Source organism: bacterium, assembly GCA_026708015.1.
GTDB lineage: Bacteria > Actinomycetota > Acidimicrobiia > Acidimicrobiales > Bin134 > Poriferisocius.
Genome location: JAPOVT010000003.1, coordinates 14,976 through 32,445 on the forward strand (window position 1 = coordinate 14,976; position 17,470 = coordinate 32,445).

Below are 17,470 nucleotides of genomic sequence, written 5' to 3' on the forward strand. Positions count from 1 at the left end.
CCTCAATCTTTTTCCAATCAGCCCTAGGAAGTGCTGTGCCCACGATTCAGCAACTGGTGCGCAAGGGTCGCCAGTCAAAGTTCCGCAAGGAGAAGACGCCGGCTCTCAAAGGCGCGCCCCAGCGGCGAGGGGTATGCACTCGGGTTTACACCACCACTCCAAAAAAGCCGAATTCCGCGCTCCGACGGGTAGCCCGCGTGCGCCTGACCAGCGGAATGGAGATCACCGCCTACATCCCCGGCGAGGGGCACAACCTCCAAGAGCACTCCATTGTGTTGGTGCGCGGCGGTCGAGTGCGCGACCTGCCCGGTGTGCGCTACAAGATCATCCGAGGCACCTTGGACACTGCCGGAGTGACCGACCGCCGACAGGCCCGCAGCCGCTACGGTGCCAAGAAAGAAGGCTAGCGATGCCTCGCAACTCCGCAAGCGCTGGAATAGAGGCCTGAAGATGCCTCGCAAGGGCCCAGCGGGGCGACGCGACCTCCCTAACGACCCGGTGTACGACTCCTTGCTCGTCACCCAGTTCGTGAACAAGATCCTGCAACGGGGCAAACGTTCCACCGCCGAGCGCATCATGTACGGTGCCCTTGACATCGTGGAGCAGAAGACCAGTGCCGAGCCGCTGGGCACCCTGAAGCGGGCGGTGGACAACGTGCGCCCCCAACTCGAGGTCCGCAGCCGGCGGGTCGGTGGGGCCACCTATCAGGTCCCCGTAGACGTGCGCCCTCGACGGGCGAACACCCTGGCCATCCGTTGGATTGTCAATCACGCCCGGGAACGGCGTGAGCGCACCATGACCGATCGGCTGGCCAACGAAATCCTGGACGCCTCCAATGGCCTGGGTGCGTCGGTGAAACGGCGCGACGACTTGCACAAGATGGCTGAGTCGAACCGGGCCTTCGCCCACTACCGCTGGTAAGCGGTCCTACTTCCTGAGCGTCATGTCTCGTCACCCGCTGGAGAAGACCCGCAACATTGGCATCATGGCCCACATCGACGCGGGAAAAACCACCTGTACCGAGCGCATCCTCTATTACACCGGAAAGGCTTACAAGCTCGGTGAGGTCCACGACGGCGCCGCCACCATGGACTGGATGGAACAGGAGCAGGAGCGGGGCATCACCATCACCTCGGCCGCCACCACCGCCGAGTGGGCCGGACACCGCATCAACATCATCGACACGCCCGGCCACGTGGACTTCACCATGGAGGTTGAGCGCTCTTTGCGGGTGCTCGACGGGGCGGTGGCCCTGTTCGACGGCGTCGCCGGCGTGGAACCCCAGTCGGAGACCGTGTGGCGCCAGGCCAACAAGTACGAAGTCCCCCGCATTTGCTTCATCAACAAGCTCGACCGCACCGGGGCCAATTTCGAGCGGGCCGTGCTCACCATTTCCGAGCGCTTGCGGGCAACCACTGCCGTGGTGCAGTTGCCCATCGGCATCGAAGCCGACCTGCTCGGCGTCGTCGACCTGGTGGAGATGCAGGGCCTGGTATGGCGGGGCGACGACTTGGGCGCCACCTGGGACGTCACCGAGATTCCCGAGGATCTAAAGGAAAAGGCCGAGGAAGCCCGCCTCGAACTCATCGACCTGCTCACCCAGTTCGACGAGAGCCTGCTGGAGAAGTACATCGAGGATGAGGATTCGATCACTCCGGACAATCTGCGGGCTGCTCTGCGAGCCTGCACCCTGTCGCTGGACGTCGTGCCCGTGCTGTGCGGATCGGCCTTCAAAAACAAGGGCGTGCAGCCGCTGCTGGACGCCATCATCGAGTACCTACCCTCCCCGCTGGACATCCCCCCGGTCAGCGGCATTTACAAGGGCGAGGTGTGCGAGCGACCTGCCGACGACGGGGCCCCGTTCAGTGCCTTGGCGTTCAAGATCATGAGCGACCCCCACGTCGGCAAGCTCACCTACTTCCGGGTCTACAGCGGTCAACTGGACAAGGGCAGCCAGGTGGTGAACACCCGCACCGGGCGCAAGGAGCGGATCGGCCGCATCCTGGAGATGCACGCCAACGACCGCGAAGATCTCGACGTTGTCCGGGCCGGTGACATCGTGGCCGGAATCGGCCTCAAAGACATGCGCACCGGCGACACCCTGACCCATCCCAACCATCCCATCGAACTGGAGCAGATGGACTTCCCCGACCCGGTGATCCAAGTGGCAGTGGAACCCCGTACCAAAGCCGACCAGGACAAACTGGGCAAGGCGATGTCTGCCCTGGCTGAAGAGGATCCCACATTCCAGGTCCGCACCGACGAGGAAACGGCGCAGACTCTCATCGCCGGTATGGGCGAGTTGCACCTTGAGGTGCTGGTGGAGCGAATGCTGCGGGAGTTCAATGTGGACGCCTCGGTCGGAAAGCCGCAGGTGGCCTACCGGGAGACCGTCTCCGCGCCAGTGGGCAAATTCACCTACACCCACAAGAAGCAGACCGGCGGCTCGGGCCAATACGCCGAGATCACATTCGACCTTGAGCCGAACGACCCCGGCAAGGGCTATGAGTTCGCCAGCCAGGTCAGCGGGGGGCGCATCCCCAAGGAGTACATCCCCGCGGTGGACAGCGGAATGCAAGATGCCATGACCACCGGGCCGCTGGCCGGATTCCCGGTGGTTGACATCAAGGTGACCCTCACAGACGGCAAGCACCACGAGGTGGACTCATCCGACATGGCCTTCAAGATCGCGGCCACTGCCGCCTTCCGCGACGCCGCCCGGCGGGCCAAGCCCGTTTTGTTGGAGCCGATCATGGCCGTCGACGTAGTGACTCCCGAGGAGTACATGGGCGACGTAATCGGCGACCTCAACGGCCGACGGGGAAAAATCGACAGCATGGAGCAGCGGGGCCGTGAACAAATTGTCAAGGCCCATGTGCCACTCTCGGAAATGTTCGGATACGCTACCGAACTCCGGTCGAGAACGCAGGGGCGTGCAACGCACACCATGCAGTTCGACACCTACCGGCAGACACCTGCCAAGGTGCAAGAGGAGATAGTCGCCCGCATTAGGGGCGAATGATCAGGGGCGAGGAACCCACTTCGGAGGAGAAAAATGGCTAAGGAAACATTTGAGCGCACCAAGCCGCACTTGAACGTGGGCACGATGGGACACATCGACCACGGCAAAACCACGTTGACCGCGGCGATCACCAAGGTGCTGTCGGAGGCCGATCCCACCACCACGCAGTTCACCGAGTTTGACAACATCGACAAGGCCCCCGAGGAGCGGGAGCGGGGCATCACCATCAACGTGGCCCACGTGGAGTACGAGACGGGGAACCGCCACTACGCCCACGTCGACATGCCCGGCCACGCCGACTACATCAAAAACATGATCACCGGCGCAGCTCAGGTAGACGGCGCCATCCTGGTGGTGTCGGCCGCCGACGGCCCCATGCCCCAGACCCGAGAGCACGTTCTCTTGGCCCGCCAGGTGGGCGTGCCCGCCATCGTGGTCGCCTTGAACAAGGTCGACATGGTGGACGATGAGGAGCTGTTGGAACTGGTGGAGCTCGAGGTTAGGGAGCTGCTCAGCGAGTACGACTTCCCCGGCGACGACATTCCGGTGATACCGGTATCTGCCCTCAAGGCCCTCGACGGCGACGGCGACTCCGCCCAGCAGGTGATCGACCTGATGGAGCAGGTGGACTCCTACATCGAGGAGCCCGAGCGAGACGTGGACAAGCCGTTCCTGATGCCGATCGAGGACGTGTTCTCCATCACCGGGCGGGGCACCGTGGTCACCGGCCGGGTGGAGCAGGGCATCGTCAACACCGGCGACAAGGTGGAGATCGTTGGCATTAAGGAAACCGCCGAGACGGTGTGTACCGGGGTGGAGATGTTCCGCAAGCTGCTGGATGAGGGTCGCGCCGGCGACAACATCGGCGCCCTGCTGCGGGGCACCGACAAGGACGATGTCCAGCGCGGCCAGGTGCTGGCCAAGCCCGGCTCCATCACCCCCCATACCAACTTCGAGGCCCAGGTCTACGTGCTGACCAAGGAAGAGGGCGGTCGCCACAAGCCGTTCTTCAGCAACTACCGGCCCCAGTTCTACTTCCGCACCACCGACGTCACCGGCACCATCGCCCTGCCCGAGGGCACCGAGATGTGCATGCCTGGTGACAACACGGAGATGGTCGTGGAGCTGATCGCACCCATCGCCATGGACGAGGGTCTGCGTTTCGCCATCCGCGAGGGCGGCCGCACCGTGGGCGCAGGCACCGTCACCAAGATCATTAAGTAGCTCTCATGGCAGCAGGACAGAAAATCCGCATTCGGCTGAAGGCCTACGATCACGAGATCATCGACCAGTCCACCAAGAAGATCGTGGAGACGGTCAAGCGCACCCAGGCCGATTTGCGGGGCCCTGTCCCACTTCCCACCGAAAAGCACCGCTTCACCGTGATCCGGTCACCCCACAAGGACAAGGACAGCCGCGAGCACTTCGAGATTCGCATCCACAAGCGTTTGCTCGACATCGTGGATCCGGGACCCAAGACCGTGGACTCCCTTCAACGGCTGGACCTGCCTGCGGGCGTCGACATCGAGATCAAGCTCCAGCACGGCTGACGGTTTACCCCACTACGGCCGGATGCGCCCGATCGAATCTCTCGAGGGCTCCATCGACCAACCCTTAGTGGTGTGGCCTTCCAGGTAATCCTGCTCCGGGTCTCCGGACCCGACCGCTCCGGGCTGTTTGCAGCCCTGCTCAATGTGCTCACCGCCGGCGGAGCCCAAATCCAAGACGTGGAGCAGGTGGTGATACGCCGCCAGCTCACCCTGGGCATCGTGATGGAGGTTCCCCCGGGTCAAGACCTGCTCAAAGACCTACTGCTGTTCGGCTGGGAGCAGAAGGTGACCGTGGAATTCGACGTGGTCGATCCCACGCCCTCGGTGCACTCCGGCGCTTACGCCGTCACCGTTCTGGGCCGGGAGCTAACCCCGGCGATGCTGGCCGCCACCGCCACCGCCATCGCCGAGGGAGGCGGCAACATCAACCGCATCGTGCGCCTTTCCCGCTATCCCATCTACAGCTACGAGCTGCTCGTGGAGGGGGGCGATGCCGACGCCATCCGGCGCAACCTGCTGTCAGTAGCCGGGGCCAACCCCGAATTCGACGTGGCCATCCAACGAGAAGGCCTGGCCAGAAGGGCCAAACGCGTAGCCCTGCTGGATGTGGACTCCACCCTCATTCAGGACGAGATGATCGATCTGCTGGCCGCCGAAGCAGGGTGCGTGGAGGTGTGCCAGAAGCTGACTGAGCAGGCCATGCGGGGTGAGATCGGCTTTGAGGCCGCGCTGCGAGACCGGGTTCGCCTCCTGGCCGGATTGGACGAGGCCGCGCTGGAGCGGGCGTGGGACCAGGTCACCCTCACTCCTGGGGCCCGGACGTTTCTGACCACCCTTCAGCGGCTGGGCTTCGCCATCGCCATCGTGAGCGGCGGCTTCACCCGGTTCTGCAATCGGCTCAAGCAGAACTTCGACCTCGACTATGCCTACGCCAACACCCTGGAGATTGTTGACGGCAAGCTCACCGGCAATTTGGAGGGCCCGATCGTGAACCGAGCCCGCAAAGCCGAGATCCTCCAGGAAGTGGCTGCCGCCGAAGGAGTGTCGTCCGAGCAGGTGGTGGCCGTGGGCGACGGCGCCAACGACATCGACATGCTCACCGCGGCCGGACTGGGCATCGCCTTCAACGCCAAGCCCAAAGTTCGCCAAGCAGTCGAGACCGCCGTCAGCGTGCCCTATCTCGACGCCGTGCTGTTTGTGCTGGGCGTCAGTCGCGAAGAAGTCGAAGCCGAGGGGATCTGACTCTGCCCCATGCAGCCTGACCCCCCGCCTATTCGCAGCCTGTTGTTTGTCCCCGCCAACCAGCCGGATCGGATGCAGAAGGCATTGAAATCGGAAGCCGACGGAGTGGTGTTCGACCTGGAGAGCGCCATACCCCGCGGCGCGGCTGATGAGGCCCGAGGCTTCGTCCGCCAGGCGTTGGAAGGCCACAGGCCCGATCAACCAGCGGTATTCGTCCGGGTCTCGGCGGTTGGCACTGCCGACTTCGCTCCCGATCTGGAGGCCTGCCTCCATCCATCGCTGACCGCGGTGATGCTGCCCCAAGTCACCGACCCCGAAGAGGTAACCGTCACCGATGCTGCTCTGGAGGACACCGAGACCCTGATTATGCCGCTGGTAGAGACCGCATCGGCCGTACGTCAGGCCTATGAACTGGCTACCGCCTCCGAGCGGGTGGCCTACATGGGGGGCGCCACTGGTCGCCACGGCGATTTGGGCCGCTCAGTGGGCTTCCAGTGGACGCCCGAAGGCACAGAGACCCTCTACCTGCGTCAAAAGGTGCTCATAGACGTGCGGTCGGCCGGTGTGCCCAACCCACTGTCTGGATTGTGGGGCACCGTCGACGACCTCGACGGACTCACCAAGTTCGCCCGCCAAACCCGGCAGCTCGGCTACGAGGGAATGATGATCATCCACCCCACCCACATTCCCACCGTCAACCAGATCTTCTCTCCCACCCCCGAGGAGATCGACGGCTGGCGCCGCCTCATTGCTGCCATCGAAGAAGCCGAAGCCCAGGGCATAGGTGCCTTCCGCCACGAAGGCCGCCTCATCGACCACGCCCATCTCCTAACCGCCCAACAAAACCTCTCCAGCGCTGAGCGGTTGGGCCTCTGTTGAGATTCAGGGGCGAGTCTTCTTGTCGCCGTGGACCGAGGGCTCGGAGCACCACTGCAACCGCAGGGTTTCTAGGGAATCAAGGATGGAGTCGGGAAAGCCGAGCACGCTACACAACACCTGTTCGTCCAGTTCATGACGGGCATCGTCTCGATAGGCCTCGTTGGCAGGGAGCATGGCCCGGTGCTCGAATTGGTCGAACACCCCGGCCAGATCCCGCACCTGTTCGGCTGAGACTGCCCTCAAATCCAACACCGGGATATTCCCCATAGTGGTCACTGTCAGATTCGCACGGCCTTTCTGCTGCCGATTTGAGACATACCAACGCCCAAGCAATCCGAGGGTGCTGTTCAGCCACACGCATATGGCCTTTTCCCAGTTTTCGGTCTCGTTGACATCCTCAGGGGTGGGACGAAGCGACGGCCACGCTCGACCGCCTATGGCAGGATCGGGGGTGAGGCAAGCCGCCATCGGCTGTGAGTTCACTTGGAAATCACTGTTGACATGAAGACGGGTTGCACCGGCTATCGAGGTCCCGGCGCTATTGGTGTACCCCTCCCAAACCTCGAGAGCTCGGTCCCGCATTCCATTTCGATCAGCACCATACGAGCAAGGTTCCACAAGCATTGCTTGTTCAGCAGAGTGGCTATGTGACCAGAGGATGGGCCAGCTTGCTTGGGCATACAAAGTTCGATCAGCAAACTCAAACACGTCAAATGGGCCACGCGGCGTGCCGTCCAGATTTTTGCCGGAGATGTCTCGATGTACTGGCCCACGACTCCCCAATTTGTCCAAAGCTGATATCGGGAGCGCCAGAATTCGATGGCGAGGAAGAACTAGCCGGCCTCCGGTCAACTCAGTGACGGCGGCGGCAACCTCCAAGTTCGATACGCCACTCGGATGGCCCTCAATATCAGGGCCAAAGGGAGAGTCCACACGCCATCCGATAATTTGGTCTCCAGTTTTCAGCCGAACAGCGCCTCCATTCTTGCTTTCGATTAGACGAGCAATTTCCACACCAGAGAGCGACGATGCCGGGCGATCATCCAAGACCACGTAGGTCGCATCAAGGGAGGCACCGCGAACCGGCCTCTCACACTTTGTGGCCACAACAATCACCTCAGCCATCCCGGTGTCCGCGGAAAAGGCACGACCTTGGGAGGCCTCGTCTCCATGCTCAGCAATTGAGATCACAGCAATGTCCCGATAAGAGGCGGTCAACAGCGCTCTCGCCAGCCTCCACGCGGTGCCTGACACCAGCGAAGCGGGCACGATCAGTGCCAATACGCCACCGGGTTTGAGCTTGGCATGGGCCAAATCGATGAAGTTGGAAGCAATGCCGGCATTGCCGTGGCCCGCCTTCATTCCGCTAACGCGCCGTGTGCTTTCTGCCAGGGTGTTTGACATGGCTTTTTGAGCCTGCGGATCATTGCCCAAACCCGCAAATGCCGGATTCGGTACATCTGCGTGTCGAGCTTCGTGATTAGTGGAGCGAGTGAATGGCGGGTTCATTATTGCGATGTCCAAAGACCCTGCTGGAATGTCGGCGATGGCCAGTGCTTCTTCTCCTTGAGCAGCAGCTGCCATAGTCCCATCGCCCCAAAGCGCGTACCGCTTGTTTGAATGGAGCAGATCAAGCGCCCCGATCTGGTATCCGATCACGCCTTGGCCATCGGTAACCTTCCCGTAGGGCATCACCCAGGTCTTGGTACTGGTGTAGTCAATTTCTGGTCGCTCGCCAGAAAGCCGGGCGGCAGTCAAATGAACGGCGGCAGCCATGATGTCGCAGCCGATCAACACCTCTTCCATCAAGTGCTGGTGAATCTTGGCGTCATCGCCGCCTTCTACCCGATGCCGCTCGACAATGCGGCGGTACACAGCGGTCAACAGCGCTCCCGTGCCGCACGCCATGTCGCCCACCCGCAATCGGGCAATGGCCTCGGGGTTCAGCCAATCTAGATCCAGGCGCTCAACCGCCAACTCAGCCAACAAGGCTGCTGACGCGGGGCGTGTGTAGAAGGTGGCCAGGAACTTTCGATCGCCGATCAACTCCCCGAAGAGCCGCCCCACCAGACCAGACGAACTCGGATCATCGACCATATTCGCCGCAGTGCGGCAGAGGATTTCGAGGGCTCGTTTTGCCCCCACAAAACTGTTCATAGCCCGCAACAGCTTTTGACTCACCCCGAAGATGGGCCAGTAGTTGACATCCAAAATCTCTTGCCACATTTCGAAAACATAAAGCTGATCAAGCTTGTTGTCGGCCATCATCTGCGACGGCGTTGGCATCTCCGGGTGATGATTCGCAATGTGAAACTGGAACAGCACAGCGTTGAACAGAATCGCCATGGCCATGCGGTTGGTCTGCTCCCCCGGCTCCTGATTCAGCACCTTCCCGAAGGCATCTGCTGTGCCCACCCCTTCTGTAGCCCAAGCGGCAGCCGCGGTTAGCCGCATTTGCACCAAATCGGCTAGAGAGCTGGCATCAGCTCCATCGGCCCCCGCTCGATCTATGAACGCGGCGAGTTCTGCAATCCGGCCCTCCAACCACCCAGATTCAGGGAACCTAACCGGGGCGCCATCGCCGTTCACCGACCACATTGACCACTGGAACGTGATTTCAGTGAACGCGCCTTGTGCCAAATCCTCGTCTGAGAATTGATCAAGCCGCTCGGGGCTTCTCATCCCCACAACCACCCTTACCGGGCGATCATCCTCTGCCCAACGCGTTCCAAAGTGCCCCAAGCACTGCTGCTCCAATGCTCGGGGAGAGACACCTGCGTACTTGTTCTCAACTAGAACTCGCTCTCGGCCTGGCGCATCCACCGTGATATCGGGCTGTTTCGCTGAGCCAACCAATTTGCTGGCGCGCTCCGCTTCCACCACCGATTGCGGATGGCATCGTCCGATTGCCGCGGCGATGGCTGCGTTCAGCGCCTTCTCGTCTCGGTGTTCAGCGGGCGGCATCTTCCGATTGTACGAGGCCGCCATGACAGCTTGGTGCAACGGTTCAATGCCCAAGTAGGCCGTCAAGAGCGCTAAATGCAGCAGATTCTGTCCCCGGCAACGAATCCCACCCGCTGGGGTGCTACAACACCGCTATGGCACAGACCACATTCGGAGACACCACAATCAATACCGGCGGCGACCTCCCCGCGGTGGGATCAGCAGCACCGGCATTCACGCTCACCGGCGGCGACCTGTCCCCCGTCACGCTGGAAGGCCTGTCCGGCCGCAACGTTGTGCTCAACATCTTCCCCAGCATCGACACCGGGGTGTGCGCCAACAGCGTGAGGGCCTTCAACGAGAGGGCCGCCGGTCTCGACAACACCACCGTGATCTGCGCTTCGATGGATCTGCCCTTCGCCGGTTCCCGATTCTGCGGTGCAGAGGGCATCGAGAACGTGACCATCGGCTCCATCTTCCGCAACCGGGAGTTCTTGGACGACTACGGCGTGGAGATGGTCGACGGCCCCTTGTCCGGCCTCACCGCCCGAGCTGTAGTGGTTATCGGCCCCGACGGCACCGTGGCCCACTCCGAGCTAGTAGCAGCCATCGCCGACGAGCCCGACTACGACACCGCCCTTAACGCCTGCTCCTAATCGGGACCAGCCCGCTACTTGGGAGTGAACACTCGGCGCACTGCCTGGCGGATGCGCTGTCCCATAGGGTCGCGGTCCGGATGCTGGGCTGCTTCGGCGTCTTCGAGCTCTTGCACCACCTCATGACGTTCGAGATAGCTGGATAGGAATGCCTGGATAGTGGCCGCCGCCGGTAGGGCCAGCACTGCTCCCACCGCTCCAAGCAGCAGGCTTCCGACTATCACCGATCCGAAGGCCACGGTCACATGGATCTCCATAGTGTGAGCGGTCACCTTGGGCTGGAGCAGGTAATTCTCCACCTGCTGGTACACCACGATGGCGATCAGAATGGCCAGTCCGGTTGACGGCTCATCCAGCAGCCCGATCAGCACGGGCAGAGCCCCGGCGACATAGGTGCCGATGACCGGGACGAATTGCGATATCAAACCCACCCACATCGCCATCGGCACCGGGAACGGCGCGTCCACCAGCCAGAACACCAGCCAGTGGACGAGGAACGAGACCGCCGCCAAGATCAGCCGGCTGTAGATGTATCCCCCGGTCTTGTCGATGGCCAGATCCCAAATGCTCAGCACTTGGCGCTGATGTTCGGGCGACAGCAATGAGCAGATGTTGCGGCGGAGCTTGGGACCCTCGGCCACCAGGTAGAACGTGAACAATGCGATGGTCAGGATCTGGAACAGCACTTGCAGCACGGTGGCACCGAGGTTGATCAGATTGTCGGCCAGCCGGGTGGCCAAGTTGGCGACTGCCCCACCCTCCTGAAACTCATCAAGCAGCCCCTGGGCGTCGACCTCAATGTCGAATGTGTCCTCCAGCCAGTCCTCTATGTCGCTGATGTAACCGGGGGCGTCGTCGGTGAACTCACCGACCTGGTCGGCCAGAACCGTGCCAATGGCCCACAGAAACAACCCCACTGCCGCCAGCAACGCCAGAAACATGATCCCGGTGCCCACACCCCTGCGAATGCCCATCCTCTCCATGCGGTTCACCGCTGGCTCCAGTGCGAATGACAGGAAGAACGACACCAGCACGATCACGATGAGCATCTTCAGCTCCGCGATCAGCCACCCCAGCACGTACAGCCCGCCGAGAGCGGCCACACCGGTCAGAATGGCCCGAAACAGCCAAGGCGGCACCTTCTGGGACGGCGTCTCCTCAGGCGAAACTTCGTCCACGGTTTCACGCTAACCCTCGCCATTTGCCCAATCGGGGATTTGGCCCAATCCCCCTCAACCGCTATCATTTCTACTTCGTGCTGACTCTGGTCGGCACTGTTCGTGTCAAACGACGTTCGTCTAGGCCCGCACGGGGCAATGCCCCTGCTCCGGGAACCGGACGGCACAACCGAAACCCGCTCCGCCGGAATGACCCTCCAACTGGGTCTGCACCCGTGCGGAGCGTTCGCGTGAAGGCAGGGTCGCGATGGTTGCCAAGGCGATTGTCGGCGAAAAACTAGGAATGACCCAGGTATGGGATGAGGACGACCGCGTCGTGCCCGTCACCGTGCTGCGGGTGGAGCCCTGCCGCATTGTGCAGGTCAAACGACCGGAGACCGACGGCTACTCAGCACTCCAGGTGACCTATGGAACCCAGAGTCCCGATCGAATTGCTCAACCGGAGCGGGGTCACTTGGACAAGGCCGGTGTCGCTCCCGGTCGCAAGCTGGTTGAATTGCGCCTCGACGACGTGGACCTCTATGAGGCTGGCCAGGAGATCGGCGTAGACGTGTTCGACGGAGGCGAGCGAGTGGACGTCACCGGCATCAGCAAGGGCAAGGGCTTCTCCGGGGTCATGAAGCGCCACAACTTCAGCGGCCAAAAGGCCAGCCACGGAGCCCACAAGGTCCATCGCAAGCCCGGCGCCGTGGGCCAGTGCGCCACGCCCTCAAGGATTTTCCGCGGCAAGAAGATGCCGGGACGAGCCGGGGCCGAGAAGGTCACGACACTGAACCTCCAGGTGGTGAGGGTGGACACCGAGAACGATCTGATTCTGCTCAAGGGATCGGTGCCCGGCCGGCGAGGATCCACCGTGCTGATTCGCAGCGCGATCAAGAACGGAGCGAAATGACCATGGCCACCGCCCCAGTCGACGAAGCTCCGGTTCTACAAGTGCATACCGTCACCGTTCGCAACCCGTCATCCGGTAGGAAGGCCGGATCAGTGGACTTGGACCCTGAGGTGTTCGGGATCGAGCCCAACGAGGCCGTCCTGCACCAGGTGGTCACCGCCCAACTGGCCGCCCGGCGCCGGGGAACCCAGAACACCAAGACCAGAGCCGAGGTCAAAGGCGGTGGCGGCAAGCCGTGGCGCCAGAAGGGCACCGGCCGAGCCCGCCACGGTTCAACCCGCAATCCCCAGTGGCGGGGCGGGGGCGTGGCCCTCGGTCCCAAGCCCCGCAGCTATCGCCAGCGCACCCCCAAGAAGATGATTCGCCTGGCCCTGCGCTCCGCACTGTCCGATCGGGCCCGCGACGAAAGGGTCATCGTGGTCGACCGCTGGAGGTTTGAGGCCCCCCGCACCAAGGACGCCATCGCCGCCCTCAGCGACCTGAAGCTGGACGGCCGGGTGCTGGTGGTGGCCGACCGCGACCAGTCGGATGTGTGGAAGAGCTTCCGCAATCTGCCCCAGGTCCATCTCGTCAGCCCCGGAGAACTCAACGCCTACGACGTGTTGGTGTCCGACTCGGTGGTGTTCACCTTGGACACCCTGCCCACGTCGGCCTCGGCCGAGTCCGAGGGTGAAGCCGCTGATGAGGTCCCTGGCGAAGCCGCCGATGACGAGGGGGAAGACTCATGAAGGATCCCCGGGACGTGGTTTTGGCCCCAATCGTCTCAGAGAAGTCCTACGAGTTGCTGGAGTCCAACGTCTACACCTTCCGGGTTCACCCCACCGCGTCCAAGCCCGAGATCAAGGACGCCATCGAGACCCTGTTCGACGTCACCGTTCTCAAGGTGAACACCATGAACCGCAAGGGCAAGCGCCGCCGCAACCGCCGCAGCCTTTCCTACGGCCGCAAACCCGACACCAAGCGGGCCCTGGTCACGCTGGCCGAGGGTGACGAGATCGAGTTGTTCGACGTTTAGGGAACGCCATGGCAGTACGCAGACGAAATCCCACCAGTCCCGGCCGGCGCTTTCAAACGGTGTCGGACTTCTCCGGCATCACCGCCACAAAGCCGGAGCGGTCCTTGATCGCAAAAAAAACAAGCACCGGCGGACGAAACAACCACGGGCGCAAGACCTCCCGACATCGGGGCGGAGGCCACAAGCAGCGCTACCGGGTCATCGATTTCAAGCGGGCCAAAGACGGCGTGCCCGCCACTGTGGCGTCGGTGGAGTACGACCCCAACCGCAACTGCCGCATCCTGCTGCTGCACTTCCATGACGGCGAGAAGCGCTACATCTTGGCCCCCGAAGGCGTGGGCGTGGGCGACATTCTGCAAAACGGGGCGGGGTCGGAGATCAGGCCGGGCAACGCCCTGCCGCTGCGCTATATACCCGTGGGCACCACCGTCCATGCCGTGGAGCTGAAGCCTGGCGCCGGTGCCCGCATGGCCCGCTCGGCTGGGGCCAGCGCCCAGCTTGTGGCCAAAGAGGGGACCTTCGCCACCATTCGCCTGCCCAGCACCGAGATGCGCCGGGTGCCCATCGACTGCCGGGCCACGGTTGGATCGGTGGGCAACGCCGAGGCCGAGCTAATCAAGCTGGGCAAGGCCGGGCGAGCCCGCTGGAAGGGAGTTCGCCCCCAAACCCGCGGCGTGGCCATGAATCCGGTGGACCACCCCTTGGGCGGCGGCGAGGGCAAGTCCTCCGGTGGTCGCCACCCGGTATCGCCCTGGGGCAAGGCCGAGGGACGCACCCGCAACAAGAAGAAGAAGTCACAGCAGATGATCGTCCGACGGCGCCGTACCCGCGGCGGGCGTCGCTAGGGGGTCCGCAAATGCCCAGAAGCTTGAAGAAAGGCCCGTTCGTCGACGGCCACCTGTTGCGCAAGGTCGACGAGCTCAACGACCAGAACACCAAGCAGGTCATCCGGACGTGGTCCCGCCGCTCCACCATCATTCCCGACATGGTGGGCCACACCATTGCGGTCCATGACGGGCGCAAGCACGTTCCGGTGTACATAACCGAGTCGATGGTGGGCCACAAGCTGGGTGAATTCGCCCCCACACGCACGTTCCGGGCCCACGCCGGCCAAGAGCGGGGAGCCCAGCGCTGATGGCTGCGGTCACCGTGGGCAGCGAAACCCGCCCCGGCAGCCGGGCCGTGGCCAAGTACGTGCGCTCATCGGCCTTCAAGGCCCGGGAGGTGCTCGACTTGGTGCGGGGCAAGTCGTATTCCGAGGCCCGGGAGATCCTGACCTTCTCCGAGCGGCGCATCTCCGACACGATCGCCAAGTGCCTCGACTCTGCGGTGGCCAATGCCGAGCACAATGACGAACTCGACGGCGAAGAGCTCTTCGTGGCCGCCTGCTACGCCGACGAGGGCCCCACGCTGAAGCGCTGGCGGCCCCGGGCCCGAGGCCGAGCCACTCGCATTCGCAAGCGGACTTGCCACATCACCGTGGTGGTGGCCCGCTACACCGACGAGGAGCTGGCCGCCATCGATGCCCGCATGGCCCTCAAGGGCACCGGACGGCGCAGTTCGGCTGCCGAGGCTCGCCGCCGGAGAGTGGCAGCCAGCCGGGAACGCGACGCGGAACGGGCTGCTGAGCAGGAACGCGACCAAGACGAGGACGATCTGGAAGCTCTAGAGGGAGACCTCGACGACGAAGCCCTGGAAGCGGACTTCGAAGACGCCGCCGCCGTGGCCGAAGAAGACAAAGAGCCAGTGGCCGAAGACGCCGCCGACGAGGACGAAGAGAAGGAATCCTGATGGGCCAAAAGATCAACCCCTACGGGTTCCGCCTAGGAGTCACCACCGACTGGAAGTCGCGCTGGTTCGCCAACCGCCGTGAATACGGCGACTTCATCATCGAGGACTGGAAAGTGCGCGACTACCTGATGTCCGAGCTTCCTCACGCAGCCATCAGCCGCATCGAGATCGAGCGCACCCGCGACCGGCTCCGTGTCGACGTCCACACCGCCCGGCCGGGAATCGTCATCGGGCGCCGGGGCAGCGAGGCCGACCGGCTTCGCAACGGCCTGGCCAAGATCACCGGCAACAACCGGGTGCAGCTCAACATCCAAGAGATCAAGCAGCCCGAGTTGGATGCCGCGCTCATCTCCCAGGGTGTGGCCGACCAGCTGGCCAACCGGGTTGCCTTCCGCCGAGCCATGAAGCGGGCGGTCCAAAACGCCCAGAAGGCCGGGGCCCTTGGCATCCGGGTGCAGTGCTCGGGTCGTTTGGGCGGCTCAGAGATGGCTCGCACCGAGTGGTACCGAGAGGGCCGGGTTCCCCTGCACACTCTTCGAGCCGATATCGACTATGGATTCCGGGAGGCCCACACCACTTATGGACGCATCGGCGTGAAGGTGTGGATCTACAAGGGCGACATTCTCCCCTACAAGACCCAGGCCGAGGACAAGATCAGCCGCGAGGCGGCCATGGCCGTGGGCGAGGCTTCCGGAACCCAAAAGCCGAGGGCCGTGGTTTCGTCGGCCGCGGCACCGCGCCAAGGCGATCTCGAGCGAGTCGATGAGACCGAAGAGCCCGCCCCCCTTATCAAAGAAGCCGATCCAGAGTTTGAGAAGCTGCTCGAGGAGGAAGAGGACATTCTCCGCTCAACCCGCGAGCACAGCGAAACTCCGCACTTCCGTCCGGGCGACGCCGACTGATTGTCATGTTCAAGCCCGCGACCCCCGAACCCCGCAAAGGCCAGGTCCAGCCATGTTGATGCCCAAGAAGGTCAAGCACCGCAAGCACCATCGAGGCCGGACCAAGGGCAACGCCAAGGGCGGCACCACCGTGAACTTCGGCGAGTACGGCATCAAGGCCCTCGAGCCGGGATGGATCACCGCCCGCCAGATCGAAGCCACCCGTATCGCCATCACTCGGCACATCCGCCGAGGCGGCAAGGTGTGGATCAACATCTTTCCCGACAAGCCGGTGACCGAGAAGCCGGCGGAGACGCGCATGGGCTCGGGCAAGGGCAATCCCGAACGTTGGGTAGCCGTGGTCAAACCCGGCCGCATCCTGTTCGAACTGTCCTACCACGACCGTGAGGTTGCTCGGACGGCCATCGAACGGGGAATCCAAAAACTCCCGATCAAGGCTCGATTCGTCGAGCGTCAGGAGGGTTGATCGCCATGATTGGCAACACCACCAAGCGCTGGGAAAGAGGGTAACTATGGCCCGCAATACCAACTGGGCGACCCTGAGCGACTCCGATCTCATCGAGCAACTGGACGAGGCCAAAGAAGAGGTGTTCAAGCTCCGCTTCCAAATCGTCACCGGCCGCTTGGACAACACCGCCCGCCTGAAGCAGGCCAAGAAGGAAGTGGCCCGGGCCATGACCGAGCTGAGGATGCGGGAGATCCAAGCCGCTGAGGCACTGGAAGCCGAATTGCAGGAGGCCGGCAATGGCTGATCCCACAACCGAGATGCCGTCGGCCGCCCGACCCAACCGCCGCAAGGTGCGGGAGGGCACGGTGACGTCGGTGTCCATGGACAAGACCGCGGTGGTGGTGTCCACCGACCGCGTCCGGCATCGCCGATACAACAAGACCGTGCAGCGCAACACACGCCTGTATGTCCACGACGAGTCCAACCAGCTCGCGGTGGGCGACCGGGTGCGGGTGCAGGAAACCCGCCCCCTGTCCAAGACCAAGCGGTGGCGACTGGTTGAGATCGTGGAGCGTGCCCGATGATCCAGCAAGAAACCCGCGTCAAGGTGGCCGACAACTCCGGCGCCAAAGAGGTGTTGTGCATCCGGGTGCTCGGCTCGTCCCGCAAGCGCTATGCCACCATCGGCGACGTCTTCGTGGCCACCGTCAAAGACGCCATGCCCGGTGCTGCCGTCCGCAAGGGCGAAGTGGTGCGCTGTGTTCTGGTCCGGGCCAAAAAGGAGAAACGCCGCAAAGACGGCTCCTACATCCGCTTCGACGAGAACGCTGCCGTGCTCATCAACGACCAACAGCAGCCTCGCGGAACCCGAATCTTCGGCCCGGTGGGCCGGGAACTGCGGGACAAGCGCTTCATGCGCATCGTGTCGCTCGCACCGGAGGTGTTGTAGCCG

21 protein-coding genes are annotated in these 17,470 nt (G+C 63.1%); 19 read left to right on the forward strand and 2 right to left on the reverse strand.

All coding sequences use genetic code 11. From position 1 onward, the window contains the following. Positions 1-35: 35 nt before the first annotated feature. The 7 genes from rpsL to OXG30_00520 all read left to right on the forward strand — a co-directional run bounded on the left by rpsL (position 36) and on the right by OXG30_00520 (position 6,693). A complete protein-coding gene (rpsL, locus tag OXG30_00490; GenBank protein ID MCY4133385.1) occupies positions 36-407 on the forward strand; it encodes a 30S ribosomal protein S12 in 372 nt (123 codons plus the stop codon). Between the two features lie 43 nt (positions 408-450). Next, positions 451-921 carry a 30S ribosomal protein S7 gene (gene rpsG, locus OXG30_00495; GenBank protein ID MCY4133386.1) on the forward strand — a complete coding sequence of 157 codons (471 nt, stop codon included), beginning with the start codon at positions 451-453 and terminating at the stop codon, positions 919-921. Between the two features lie 22 nt (positions 922-943). After that, positions 944-3,022, forward strand: a complete 2,079-nt coding sequence (fusA, locus tag OXG30_00500; GenBank protein MCY4133387.1) for an elongation factor G — start codon at positions 944-946, stop codon at positions 3,020-3,022. A 33-nt stretch (positions 3,023-3,055) separates the two neighbouring features. After that, entirely contained in the window at positions 3,056-4,246 is a 1,191-nt protein-coding gene (tuf, locus tag OXG30_00505; protein ID MCY4133388.1) for an elongation factor Tu, read from the forward strand. A gap of 5 nt (positions 4,247-4,251) precedes the next feature. Next, the gene (gene rpsJ, locus OXG30_00510) at positions 4,252-4,572 is read left to right on the forward strand and encodes a 30S ribosomal protein S10 (protein MCY4133389.1); all 321 of its coding nucleotides are present in this window, start codon (positions 4,252-4,254) and stop codon (positions 4,570-4,572) included. Between the two features lie 72 nt (positions 4,573-4,644). Continuing rightward, positions 4,645-5,814, forward strand: coding sequence for a phosphoserine phosphatase SerB (gene serB, locus OXG30_00515; protein MCY4133390.1), 1,170 nt, complete (start codon positions 4,645-4,647; stop codon positions 5,812-5,814). 9 nt (positions 5,815-5,823) lie between these two features. After that, on the forward strand, positions 5,824-6,693 hold the full coding sequence (locus OXG30_00520; protein ID MCY4133391.1) for a CoA ester lyase: 870 nt from the start codon (positions 5,824-5,826) through the stop codon (positions 6,691-6,693). 3 nt (positions 6,694-6,696) lie between these two features. On the opposite strand, the gene OXG30_00525 is transcribed toward OXG30_00520, so the two are convergent. Then, complete coding sequence (locus OXG30_00525) at positions 6,697-9,108, reverse strand: hypothetical protein (GenBank protein MCY4133392.1); 2,412 nt, start codon at positions 9,106-9,108, stop codon at positions 6,697-6,699. Positions 9,109-9,791: 683 nt separating this feature from the next. Here OXG30_00525 and tpx point away from each other — a divergent pair. Beyond that, positions 9,792-10,292 carry a thiol peroxidase gene (tpx, locus tag OXG30_00530; protein MCY4133393.1) on the forward strand — a complete coding sequence of 167 codons (501 nt, stop codon included), beginning with the start codon at positions 9,792-9,794 and terminating at the stop codon, positions 10,290-10,292. Positions 10,293-10,306: 14 nt separating this feature from the next. Here the strand turns inward: tpx and OXG30_00535 are convergent, their stop codons facing one another. Further along, positions 10,307-11,470, reverse strand: a complete 1,164-nt coding sequence (locus OXG30_00535) for an AI-2E family transporter (protein ID MCY4133394.1) — start codon at positions 11,468-11,470, stop codon at positions 10,307-10,309. Positions 11,471-11,717: 247 nt separating this feature from the next. Between OXG30_00535 and rplC the strand changes: the two genes are divergently transcribed. From rplC to rplN, 11 genes are read left to right on the forward strand one after another with little or no spacing between them, the layout of a single operon-like run. After that, positions 11,718-12,362, forward strand: a complete 645-nt coding sequence (gene rplC / locus OXG30_00540) for a 50S ribosomal protein L3 (GenBank protein ID MCY4133395.1) — start codon at positions 11,718-11,720, stop codon at positions 12,360-12,362. After that, entirely contained in the window at positions 12,359-13,090 is a 732-nt protein-coding gene (gene rplD / locus OXG30_00545; protein ID MCY4133396.1) for a 50S ribosomal protein L4, read from the forward strand. The genes rplC and rplD overlap by 4 nt, the downstream gene beginning before the upstream one ends. Next, the gene (rplW, locus tag OXG30_00550; protein ID MCY4133397.1) at positions 13,087-13,377 is read left to right on the forward strand and encodes a 50S ribosomal protein L23; all 291 of its coding nucleotides are present in this window, start codon (positions 13,087-13,089) and stop codon (positions 13,375-13,377) included. The genes rplD and rplW overlap by 4 nt, the downstream gene beginning before the upstream one ends. Positions 13,378-13,385: 8 nt before the next feature. Further along, complete coding sequence (gene rplB, locus OXG30_00555) at positions 13,386-14,222, forward strand: 50S ribosomal protein L2 (protein MCY4133398.1); 837 nt, start codon at positions 13,386-13,388, stop codon at positions 14,220-14,222. Between the two features lie 11 nt (positions 14,223-14,233). Next, positions 14,234-14,512, forward strand: coding sequence for a 30S ribosomal protein S19 (rpsS, locus tag OXG30_00560; protein MCY4133399.1), 279 nt, complete (start codon positions 14,234-14,236; stop codon positions 14,510-14,512). Next, on the forward strand, positions 14,512-15,168 hold the full coding sequence (gene rplV / locus OXG30_00565; protein ID MCY4133400.1) for a 50S ribosomal protein L22: 657 nt from the start codon (positions 14,512-14,514) through the stop codon (positions 15,166-15,168). The genes rpsS and rplV overlap by 1 nt, the downstream gene beginning before the upstream one ends. After that, positions 15,168-16,070 (forward strand): 30S ribosomal protein S3, encoded by a 903-nt coding sequence (gene rpsC / locus OXG30_00570; GenBank protein ID MCY4133401.1) that lies wholly within the window; start codon positions 15,168-15,170, stop codon positions 16,068-16,070. The genes rplV and rpsC overlap by 1 nt, the downstream gene beginning before the upstream one ends. Positions 16,071-16,122: 52 nt before the next feature. Beyond that, positions 16,123-16,536: a 50S ribosomal protein L16 gene (gene rplP / locus OXG30_00575; GenBank protein ID MCY4133402.1), complete on the forward strand. Its 414-nt coding sequence runs from the start codon at positions 16,123-16,125 to the stop codon at positions 16,534-16,536. Between the two features lie 46 nt (positions 16,537-16,582). Then, positions 16,583-16,822, forward strand: coding sequence for a 50S ribosomal protein L29 (gene rpmC, locus OXG30_00580; GenBank protein MCY4133403.1), 240 nt, complete (start codon positions 16,583-16,585; stop codon positions 16,820-16,822). Beyond that, positions 16,815-17,102, forward strand: a complete 288-nt coding sequence (rpsQ, locus tag OXG30_00585) for a 30S ribosomal protein S17 (GenBank protein ID MCY4133404.1) — start codon at positions 16,815-16,817, stop codon at positions 17,100-17,102. The genes rpmC and rpsQ overlap by 8 nt, the downstream gene beginning before the upstream one ends. Beyond that, positions 17,099-17,467, forward strand: a complete 369-nt coding sequence (rplN, locus tag OXG30_00590; GenBank protein ID MCY4133405.1) for a 50S ribosomal protein L14 — start codon at positions 17,099-17,101, stop codon at positions 17,465-17,467. The genes rpsQ and rplN overlap by 4 nt, the downstream gene beginning before the upstream one ends. The last annotated feature ends 3 nt before the right edge of the window (positions 17,468-17,470 follow it).

Bases quoted from the DNA above. Each gene is read 5' to 3' on its own strand.
- rpsS (MCY4133399.1), top strand. From the start codon at position 14,234: ATGCCCAGAAGCTTGAAGAAAGGCCCGTTCGTCGACGGCCACCTGTTG.
- tuf (MCY4133388.1), top strand. From the start codon at position 3,056: ATGGCTAAGGAAACATTTGAGCGCACCAAGCCGCACTTGAACGTGGGC.
- rpsG (MCY4133386.1), top strand. From the start codon at position 451: ATGCCTCGCAAGGGCCCAGCGGGGCGACGCGACCTCCCTAACGACCCG.
- rplD (MCY4133396.1), top strand. From the start codon at position 12,359: ATGACCATGGCCACCGCCCCAGTCGACGAAGCTCCGGTTCTACAAGTG.
- rplC (MCY4133395.1), top strand. From the start codon at position 11,718: ATGGTTGCCAAGGCGATTGTCGGCGAAAAACTAGGAATGACCCAGGTA.
- rpsJ (MCY4133389.1), top strand. From the start codon at position 4,252: ATGGCAGCAGGACAGAAAATCCGCATTCGGCTGAAGGCCTACGATCAC.
- rpmC (MCY4133403.1), top strand. From the start codon at position 16,583: ATGGCCCGCAATACCAACTGGGCGACCCTGAGCGACTCCGATCTCATC.
- rplP (MCY4133402.1), top strand. From the start codon at position 16,123: ATGTTGATGCCCAAGAAGGTCAAGCACCGCAAGCACCATCGAGGCCGG.
- rplW (MCY4133397.1), top strand. From the start codon at position 13,087: ATGAAGGATCCCCGGGACGTGGTTTTGGCCCCAATCGTCTCAGAGAAG.
- rplN (MCY4133405.1), top strand. From the start codon at position 17,099: ATGATCCAGCAAGAAACCCGCGTCAAGGTGGCCGACAACTCCGGCGCC.
- rpsC (MCY4133401.1), top strand. From the start codon at position 15,168: ATGGGCCAAAAGATCAACCCCTACGGGTTCCGCCTAGGAGTCACCACC.
- OXG30_00520 (MCY4133391.1), top strand. From the start codon at position 5,824: ATGCAGCCTGACCCCCCGCCTATTCGCAGCCTGTTGTTTGTCCCCGCC.
- rpsQ (MCY4133404.1), top strand. From the start codon at position 16,815: ATGGCTGATCCCACAACCGAGATGCCGTCGGCCGCCCGACCCAACCGC.
- fusA (MCY4133387.1), top strand. From the start codon at position 944: ATGTCTCGTCACCCGCTGGAGAAGACCCGCAACATTGGCATCATGGCC.
- rplB (MCY4133398.1), top strand. From the start codon at position 13,386: ATGGCAGTACGCAGACGAAATCCCACCAGTCCCGGCCGGCGCTTTCAA.
- tpx (MCY4133393.1), top strand. From the start codon at position 9,792: ATGGCACAGACCACATTCGGAGACACCACAATCAATACCGGCGGCGAC.
- rplV (MCY4133400.1), top strand. From the start codon at position 14,512: ATGGCTGCGGTCACCGTGGGCAGCGAAACCCGCCCCGGCAGCCGGGCC.